Raw genomic sequence first — 9583 nt, 5'->3', positions numbered from 1 at the left:
AGGTCGCGGAGGATCTCCCGCCGGCTTCTGCGGTCCGGGACGAATTTGAAATGCATCGGCTGCGAGCGGCGTTCTGCCATAATCTGAGGGAACTCCTTTCTTGTCGATGAAAACAGAATGAACAAAATTTTCCAGATCGATTCCGGGTTCTTCCGGAAGAAGTGCCTCGCCCTTTGCCTGGTTGTCTCCAACCGTAATCGGACCGGAAATTTCGAAAACAATATTCCCGGCTGCATCCCTAACAACCACTTGAACGGTATCGGCAACGGATCCTGCATCGGTTAAAGTCCAACTGAGGAACGCGCCACCACGTCCATTGAAGGATCCGATTCCTTCTCCTTTATGCGTATCAAAGTTCGCGAGCGGATCAGGGATACTGATCAAAGGATCATCCATGCATACGGTGTTGGTCACCTTTTGTAACTCGAATTTCCCTGCGCTCCATTCAAGCCGCAGGGAATTCGTTCCCAGATCCGGATCGCATAGAAGATTGAACTCGTAAGATACTTCGCCACTTGCGCGTCCCTGGCCGATCATTACCGCCGGATCTGCTGCGTGAATCACACCGCTGAGGACGAAGAACAGAAAGAATGAAATCGCGAGGTTTAGAATTCTTGATTTCATATTTTCAGCAAAGCTGCAGGATTGTTGTGGTGACATTCAGCGGCGCCGCAGAAGTAATAATAGTTTTTACCGGTATCGTTGCGGATTTGGCAGGCAGGACAGTAGTAACTGCGGCTGAATTTACAGCGGCTGCAGAGCTCGTGTTGATGAGAGAGCAAGAGGAGCCGATGTTTCCATTGGATTCTAACTTGAGTACCCAGAGGTTCGACGGGGTTGTGCCAAAACTTTCGGTTCTGCCAGCAAGAACGTAGCTGCCGTCTGATGTTTCCTGAACGGACGTAGCCCGATCACTGTTTCCACCGCCAGACGTTTTTTGCCAGGAGATCTCGCCTGAAGAATCCAACTTTAGAGTCCACGCGTTTCGCATCGCCGGACCGAACGAAAATGTATATCCCGTCAGGACGTAACCGAGGTCTGAAGTGTAGTCCAATTGATACAAACGCTCGCTACTTGGGCCTCCATACGTCTTTTGCCATTGCATTGTCCCGGAGCTATTCAGCTTGAAGACCCAGAAATCACCAGAACCCGCGCCGAAGGAATCCGTATTTCCTGCTACCACGAAGCCTCCATCATAGGTCTGCTGAACATATTCAGAGTGGTCGCCCGCGGATCCCCCATAAGTTTTTTGCCACTTGATTTTTCCTGTTGGAGTCAGCTTCATAACCCATGCATCATCTTCCCTGTCACCTGCGCAGATGAATCCACCGTCACTAGTTTGCTCAATGTGTGTGATATCTTCAAAGGTGGCAGATGAGCCATAAGACTTTGCCCAAATAATGGCACCGGATGAATTGATTTTGACAGCCCATGCATCGCCCTCCGGGTCATTGGTGAAAGATTCCGTGTAGCCGGCAAAAATGAAACCCTCATCCGTTGTTTGTTGAATCGTATTAGCCGAGTCATACCCGATCCCTCCGTAAGTGTTTTGCCATTGAACTTTTCCGTTGGAATCGAGCTTGAGAACCCAGCCGTCGACATCCCAGGCGCCGAACGATGTTGTCTCTGCCAGGACAACGTATCCTCCGTCCCGCGTCGGCCGAATGGAGCCGAGAGACTGAGTCCCTGCTCCGCCATAGCTCTTTTGCCAGGAGACACTACCGGTTGAAGTCAATTTCATAACCCATATTGCATCGTTGCCCGCGATAGTTGATGCCACTATGTAACCACCATCAGACGTTGGTTGAATCTCATTCCGTGGATTGCCCATGGCGGCGGCGTGGTCATAGACTTTTGCCCAACTGATTCCAAAAGCGGAGCCGGCCAGCAGACAAAGAAAATTGACTGTAAACAAAACTGCGATTCCCATCCGGTTCATAATGCTTTTTCTCCTTCCTTTGTTATGGAGGCAAAAATGACGCGATATTACCATCAGTTGTGAAGAAGTTTGGTGGTGTTCTTTTAGCTTGAAAGGTTTCGGCCGGCGACGAGACCCACTTGACAAAGCGGACATTTTTCCGTTTTGTCCCATGAATATCTAGCATTCATTTCGATGAGTATATATTGTTCTGTAGAATATAATTGGGTGGTTATGTTTCACCGGGGAGCACGTTCCCAAACATGATTGAATCTGCAGAATTTATGGAAGGGAGGGGGGTTGAGGAAGAATGGGAACGGCCCATCATCAGTGGTAAGTTTTTCTCAAACGCTAGCAAGAAATTATGGGTGAAGGGTGTTACTTATGGCACCTTTCGTTCAAAGAACGGATGTGGCGAATTTCAACCTGATGTCGTTGAAAGAGATTTCCAGCTCATGCAGCAGAATGGCATCAACGCCGTCCGCACCTACACGATTCCGCCTGCATGGCTTCTGGATCTCGCTCATCAATATCGCGTTCGCCTGCTGGTGGGTTTTCCCTGGGAACAGCACGTAGCTTTTCTGGATGATCGCAGACTTAGTGAATCCATTCGCAATCGACTGAAACAATCGGTGCATGAGATTGCAAGACATCCTTCACTGCTTGGTTATGCGATCGGGAATGAGATCCCTTCTTCCATTGTTCGATGGTATGGAGCCGAAAGAATTCAAAACTATCTTTGGACGCTTTATGAAACCGCGAAACAGGCAGATCCTGACCTTCTTGTAACCTATGTAAATTATCCTTCCACGGAATATCTCCACCTCCCGTTTCTGGATTTTTTCTGTTTCAACGTTTTTCTTGAGGACCAGACCAGATTCAATTCCTATGTATTCAGACTGCAAAACCTCGCCGGCCACAAGCCGTTGATTCTGACAGAGATTGGACTGGATAGCCGGAGGAACGGTCTGGAAAAACAAGCCGGTATGCTTCGTTCTCAAATCGGGTCTTCCTTTCGTGCCGGTTGTACCGGAGTATTCTCCTTTGCCTGGACGGATGAATGGTTTCGTGGAGAATCGGATATAGAAGATTGGGATTTCGGTTTGACCACCAGAGATCGCCAGCCAAAACCTGCGCTGGATGCGGTTCGACGGCAGTTTTCAGAGAATCTTCTGGAGCCGGCTGACCCGGCGCCCATGTTTTCTGTTGTCGTTTGCAGTTATAACGGAAGCAAGACAATCGAACAATGTCTCGCGTCGCTGACGAAACTGAAGTATCCGAACTATGAAACGATTGTTTTGGATGATGGATCGACAGATTCCACGGCAGCGATTGCTTCGAAATATCCTGTGCGATTGATTCGCACGAAGAATCAAGGTCTGAGTTCCGCGCGAAATTGCGGAATGAAGGAGGCGAAAGGAGAGATCATTGCCTATATAGATGATGATGCTTATGCTGATCCGCATTGGCTCAACTATCTGGCGATCGCTTTTCAGGAGACGAATTATTGTTGCATCGGCGGTCCGAATTTGGTTCCCGGTGAAGATGAATGGATCGCCCAGTGTGTGGGCCGATCACCGGGCGGACCTACTCACGTGTTGCTCTCCGATCATGATGCGGAACATGTGCCCGGCTGCAATCTCGCGATCCGGAAGTCTGTGCTGGAGGCGATTGGCGGGTTCGATCCGCAATTTCGAATCGCGGGAGATGATGTGGACCTGTGCTGGCGTTTAGAGAATGCTGGACACAAAATCGGCTTTCATCCCGGAGCGATGGTCTGGCACCACCGCCGTAATTCGATCTCATCCTATTTCAGACAACAACGTGGATACGGAAAAGCTGAAGTGCTTCTCGCAAGGAAATGGCCTGAAAAATATAACTATGTCGGCCATGTAAACTGGGCCGGGCGTATTTACGGGAATGGATTGCTTTACATGAGCCGAATCTATTCCGGTGTCTGGGGAACAGCTCCCTTTCAATCGCTTTACCATAGTTCCTACGGGATATTTCCATCTTTATTTTTTGCTCCGGAATGGCTGCTATTGATTTTATTCATTACTTTTCTCACTGGCCTCAGTTTTGGCTGGGCTTCCCTGACAAGTTCCCTCATTTTTCTAGCTGTCACAGTTTCACTACCGGTGCTCAGCGCTGTCCAATCTTCAAGGCCGATCATGGATTCTTTCGGACACTCCACGAAGATGCCGAGAATCAGGAGTTTTATTCTCTGTGTGATTTTGCACTGTATCCATCTCGTGGCCCGCTTTACAGGACGCTGGCCGCTCTGGAGGCCTTCCTATAAACGTTTTATTTATCCTACTGGAAAACAAGTTTGTTTGTGGACTGAGTTCTGGCAGGATCCTTCAGAGAAGCTTGCCGTGATCCTGAAAATAGCTAAAGAAAAAGGCGCAATCGTTGCATGCGGGGGATCGTTTGATGCCTGGGATCTGGAAGCAAAGGGGGGCGCTTTTGCATCGGCTCGCCTTCTCATGGCTGTGGAAGAGCATGGTCAGGGAAAGCAAATGACCCGCTTTCGAATTTATGCCCATCATCACTGGTTATGGTTCAGCGTCATTATCTTCGTGCTCATTTGGGCGGCATCGGCCGCATATCATAGCGCATGGCATTCAGCAATCCTCTTACTGGCATTTTCCATCCTGCTTGCCGGCCGAATTCTTTTGGAATCAGGCAGAGCGATGTCTGCCTTAATCGAATCGATCCGGTTGTTCGGTCGAATGAATTGATCTACAACCCGGCTCTCGGCCTCTTCGGTAATAAAGGGGATCTGTAGATCCATTTCATCTCTTGAGCAATGTTGGTAGGCAAACTTCTCAAGTAGCGCCCTCTTTCTTTTAATGCCGCTTCCGTAGAATAGCCGCGTCCAGGCTCATGCCGTACTGTAAAGTCATAATCACGCACACACAGCTTCTTGTTGAGATGGCTGATGGCTGCAATGGCCGCGCAAACCCCCCAGCCATATTTGTTGATGGCGAGATCAACCGGTGGGAGTTGTACAAGAATATCGGCCGATATGAACCAGCAAATTGTGTCCGTTAACGGAACTTCAAAAATATTTTCTTTATAACCTGAAAGCTTCGATAGATCGTAGTCGTAAGCAGTAAGATCTATGTTCGGTTCATAGACGCCAATAGAACCTTCGCTGAATGTGGCTTTTGCTTTTTGAAAAAGGTTTGGAAAGTCATCGAAAAAGGCGTCCGCTTGAATTTGAAAGAAGATATCACCGGTAAAAAGGCGGACTGCTAAATTCCATTGCTCCGAAAAATACGCGCTTTCATCCAGATGAATCCAATCCGAATGTTTTTCTCTGATTCCGGGATCAGTGGAAATCACAGTGACATCGATCAAAGGCTTCAGTTTTTCTGCCAGATGAATGGCATTCAGCTCATGCCCTTTCCAATTGCAAATAAATCCGTGAATTTTCATTTGGAGGGCGGGCCTCCGTGCCCGCCGCGCCGGCTAAAAGCCGGCGGACATCAATGCCGCCAGAATGGCGGCGCTCATCTTTGATGCCGGTAGATGAGCGCCAGCCTCCAGGCTGGCATAAATGACCGCCGGCATTCTGCCGGCATCTCCGGTTTAAAATGACAGAAAATGGCGCGTCCACGGGTTTGACGGATCCAGTTGATCATCCGAAAAATACGCTCGCAGTTCTGTCTGAGAAGGCAAACGTATGTTCACTGAAGTAAGATGACCCCAATCCACGCGCGATCGGTGCCAGCCTTTGCGCAATGCAGTCTCAGCATATTTTCTGAGACCGTATTTGCGAAGAACATGACCAATACTGAGAAAAAGATAATGGCGCATGAGGAAAGACTCCGGATACAGGCGCAACCCGGGAAACCTCACTTTATGTCCGGCCGATTGCGCAAGATTCACACGCGCCTCCTGACTCTTCCATGCATTCACACGATGCGGGAAACGAGGCAAGAACGGATAATACCAGCGCATTGTTGTTTGAAATTCGGGATGATCATGTTCCGGACTTTCTCTGGTTGGAATAAATGTGAATTCTTGAAAATTAACAGCGTTGTAACCTGCCCGTTCCACTTCATGAAATGCATCTGATAGCGTACGGAACTTTTTCGGAGGTAATAGAATTTCATCAGCATCCACATGAAGGAACCAGTCCGCTTTTAGCATTTGGGCCAGTCTTTCTTTGCGTTTCAAAATAGGTTTCAAGTCAAATACACCGTTTCGCGGCAAGTCTTCGATTCCAATCAGACCGCGATTGAGGAATTGATTCGCGATTTCCACGGTTTGATCCTCGGAACTATTGTCAATGAGGTAAATTTCGGCACCCTGGCGAATTAGATTTTGCAGACAATCGCGGATGAAACGTTCTTCATTATAGGTAGCCAGAAGAGCGATGACTCGCATATCTCAATTTAGCTGAAAGATCACTAGATGAGCATCCTGAACCACCGTACGAAAGTCGCGTTTCAGCGAATCGTGGAATTCAACATAGTGCTCAAGCCACCAGAAAAATGGCGATAACAAAATGAAATATTTCACTCCGTTTTGTTTTAGCTCATGGAGTTGTTCCATCGCATCTTCATCGGTTGCAGGCAGAGGTAGATCCATTGCGCCTGGTATGTCCAGAAACAATTTGTTGTATCCTGCAACCGCAAATCTAGCGCCAGAAGGGAGTAGATCGTGAATTCTCTGGATTGCTGCTTCAACCTCCGGCGGTGAAATCCACTGATTCCGTCGCGAACGATTCAGTTTTGGAAATCGCTTTGAAGGCGCCGGTAACCCAAGAAACGGACACAGTTTTTCCCAGCCTTCTCCTCCACAGATATTGAGAATCAATAGATCCGATGGCCGGTCCGAAAAATAATCGGTCACGTTTCCAAGATGCCTTTCATAGACATAGCGGAGCCGTCCTTCATGAAACTGCAGCGTTCCATATACGCATGCGTCAATAAAGGCAAAGAAGGGTAAACTGCCATTGCTCCATCGCGACACAAAACTGAGATGATGCCGCATGGATTCGATCCATGAATCGATCTCGCGAATTGTGAGAATGAATTTGCTTCCGGGAAATTCCTGATCCAGCTGCGGATAAAAAGGAACCACCGGTGTATCCACAACTCCCTGAAACCTGTTCAGGATCGAAAGCTTGTAATTTCCACTCTTCAACTCGCTCAAAGTGGCGTTGTCCGAAGGACAATGAATCGTCTTCACTCGGAGTAAGTTCAAAGCCCGTCCCAGGCTGGCAGTGCCGGTTTTACTGAGGCCGATTCCGAATACTTTTTGATGTGGAGAGAGCATCAGACAGCCTTTGCGTAAATAACGATGTCGTTATTCGATGCCAGACAGTGAAAGTTTCTTTGCAGATGAGAGTGGAGTTCGGGAAAATATTCGAACCACCAGAAAAATGGCCACAGAAAAACAAGAAATCGAGTTCCATTTTTTGTGATTTGGTCAATTTCCTGAATCGCATCTTGATCATTTTCGGGGGCGCCCCAATCGAGGCCTGGAAGACCGGTGAAAAGAGCCGGAGTCACATTGCCGACTTTCCCACGCCCAATCAGGATGAAATTGGATTCAGGAGGAAGAATGGATAACGCCCGTTTCAGCGCGGCATCCACGCGATCCATATCGTCCCATTTTCCTTCTGTTTGATTCATCGAAGGAAACGGAATGTCCGGAATGGGAAAACCGAGAAACGGACAGAGTTTTTCCCATCCTTCCCCTTTGCAAACATCGATCGCCAAAAGATCATCCGGCCGATGTGCGAAGTATTCGGTGACATTGCGAAAGTGCGTACGGTATACATAACGAAAGCGATCCTCGTTGAAATCGATCGTTCCAAATACGCAGGCGCGAATGAATTCAATGAACGCGTAATGTTCCCCCAACCATCTTGCAGAACGCCGCCAGTGATTCTCCACGGACCTGATCCAGGAATCTTCCTCTCGAATCGTCAGAATGAATTTGCTTCCGGGAAATTCCTGATCCAGCTGCGGATAAAAAGGAGCAACTGGAATGTCTGCGGCCCCTTGATACTTCCGCATGATCGAGAGCTTGTAGTTTCCGTTTTTCAAATCTGAAAAAATTTCCTCCCCACATGGATAGTGAATGGTTGGAATTCCCAGAAGATTTAGCGCTCTACAAAGACTCGTGGTGCCGGTTCTAGCGAGTCCGATTCCAAAAACTTTTTGATGCTTCTCCAGAGGGCTATTCATGAAACTCAAATACCAGATAGGACGCTTTTGAAGCGCCGTGGTTCTCCATGCCGTGTGGTTCGTTCGCATGATAAAAAATCACGCTGCCTGGTCCGGCTTCCTGATCCAGCGTGTTTACTGTTCCTTTCAGCACAACGATTGCAACATGGTAAGGATCCCTGTGCGCAGGATATCCTGTTCCAGGATGGAGAACTGAAAAATGAGCGTGCAACTTTTCCAGGTACAACGTGGGTTGATGAAACATTCGAATCTGTCTGAATCCCTGCCGGTTCCACTTTCTTCCTTCCCATACGTGAAATGTGGATGACTGTAAGCGCTCTTGCTGATCGGGTCGAGGCGACCCCTCCCATTTGAACATAAGATACATCGCGCGGCCAGGACCTGCATTGCGAATGGTATGGCGCTGGTAAGCGGCGTGATACACGAAGGATCCGGGACCGATCCGCTCTTGTGTTGTTTCCTGGTTCTCGTTCACACGAATAATTTCCACTTGACCTGACAGCACAAGAAATAACTCTTCTTCCGGATGCTGATGGGGCGGATGCGGCGTCTTCTCCTCTTCGAGCGTGGATACGTGGCAATTGAATTTACTCAATGCTCCGATTCCGCTTCTGGAAATACTGGCGCTTTTCCAGCCTGGTTTTTTGTTCACCCATGACAACGATTCGATCTTCTGGATCCAGTTCGGCCACAACGGGTTTGGTTGTGCAGGCGATGCTATCTGATTGAATCCAAATCGATCGGATCCGTTGATCAGGATGCAGGGAGTCCTTTCATCTGAAAACTGAAAAGGCCATTCATAACTGTGTTGTCGTGGCAGACGGATGGTCTTGTCGGGCGAAGCGTATTGCAAAAGGAGTGCGACACGTGTTCCTTCCTGCATCGTGTTCTGGGAAAAGTGCCAGAGATTCCCATCCATGACCAACGCTTCTCCATCATGCATTTCCATTCGCACCAATTGACTTTGGGAATTCCGCTGCTTTCCCCACTGAAGAATATCTTCGCTTGTTACTTCGCACCGCTTTTTGCCTGCACCATGAGCGACTTCCTGCAGAGTGCAGCCAAACGTATGAGAATGAGAAAGAAGTTGAAGTCCGGTTTGTTCATTTGTTCTTTCGAGTCCGATCCACACATTCACCGCCTTACCCGAATCGCCGGAGCATTCGATATCGGTATGCCATGGATGTGCGGAACCGGCATTTCTATGAATGATTCGCGCGCCCCATAGAAAAATATCTTCTCCGATTAATTCTCGGACCAGATCGATGATGTCAGCTCTGCATGCGATCTCATAGAAGCCATAATTCACCATTGCGTTTCCCTTATACACACCGGATCCGCTATTTCGAAGATAGAGCGCCCGCCTGCATTCTTCCCGGTTTAAGATCGGAATGGGGCCGGCAAAACCTTTCTCCGAAAACTGGCTGGAAAGAGCCGCATCGATATTCACAATGCTATT

The 9583-nt window shown here is 48.5% G+C and carries 8 protein-coding genes; 1 reads left to right on the top strand and 7 read right to left on the bottom strand.

Annotated elements, in window-relative coordinates; translation table 11 throughout:
* Together L0156_08405 and L0156_08400 are read right to left on the bottom strand one after the other, a co-directional pair.
* The coding region (locus L0156_08405) for a hypothetical protein (protein ID MCI0603023.1) at positions 1-624 on the bottom strand (624 nt) is incomplete at its 3' end.
* 4 nt (positions 625-628) lie between these two features.
* Positions 629-1939 (bottom strand): hypothetical protein, encoded by a 1311-nt coding sequence (locus tag L0156_08400; GenBank protein ID MCI0603022.1) that lies wholly within the window; start codon positions 1937-1939, stop codon positions 629-631.
* A gap of 242 nt (positions 1940-2181) precedes the next feature.
* Here L0156_08400 and L0156_08395 point away from each other — a divergent pair, with 242 nt between their 5' ends.
* Positions 2182-4659 carry a glycosyltransferase gene (locus L0156_08395; GenBank protein ID MCI0603021.1) on the top strand — a complete coding sequence of 826 codons (2478 nt, stop codon included), beginning with the start codon at positions 2182-2184 and terminating at the stop codon, positions 4657-4659.
* A 1-nt stretch (position 4660) separates the two neighbouring features.
* Here the strand turns inward: L0156_08395 and L0156_08390 are convergent, their stop codons facing one another.
* The 5 genes from L0156_08390 to L0156_08370 all read right to left on the bottom strand — a co-directional run bounded on the left by L0156_08390 (position 4661) and on the right by L0156_08370 (position 9574).
* Positions 4661-5359 (bottom strand): hypothetical protein, encoded by a 699-nt coding sequence (locus tag L0156_08390; GenBank protein MCI0603020.1) that lies wholly within the window; start codon positions 5357-5359, stop codon positions 4661-4663.
* A gap of 153 nt (positions 5360-5512) precedes the next feature.
* Positions 5513-6313, bottom strand: a complete 801-nt coding sequence (locus tag L0156_08385; GenBank protein ID MCI0603019.1) for a glycosyltransferase family 2 protein — start codon at positions 6311-6313, stop codon at positions 5513-5515.
* A 3-nt stretch (positions 6314-6316) separates the two neighbouring features.
* Positions 6317-7207: a hypothetical protein gene (locus tag L0156_08380; protein ID MCI0603018.1), complete on the bottom strand. Its 891-nt coding sequence runs from the start codon at positions 7205-7207 to the stop codon at positions 6317-6319.
* Positions 7207-8124, bottom strand: coding sequence for a hypothetical protein (locus tag L0156_08375; GenBank protein ID MCI0603017.1), 918 nt, complete (start codon positions 8122-8124; stop codon positions 7207-7209). Before L0156_08375 ends, L0156_08380 begins: the two co-directional genes overlap by 1 nt.
* Complete coding sequence (locus tag L0156_08370) at positions 8117-9574, bottom strand: cupin domain-containing protein (protein MCI0603016.1); 1458 nt, start codon at positions 9572-9574, stop codon at positions 8117-8119. Before L0156_08370 ends, L0156_08375 begins: the two co-directional genes overlap by 8 nt.
* Positions 9575-9583 lie beyond the last annotated feature (9 nt).

The organism is bacterium, from assembly GCA_022616075.1.
In the GTDB taxonomy this organism is placed as follows: domain Bacteria; phylum Acidobacteriota; class HRBIN11; order JAKEFK01; family JAKEFK01; genus JAKEFK01.
This window is presented reverse-complemented; position numbering and strand designations above follow the sequence as displayed.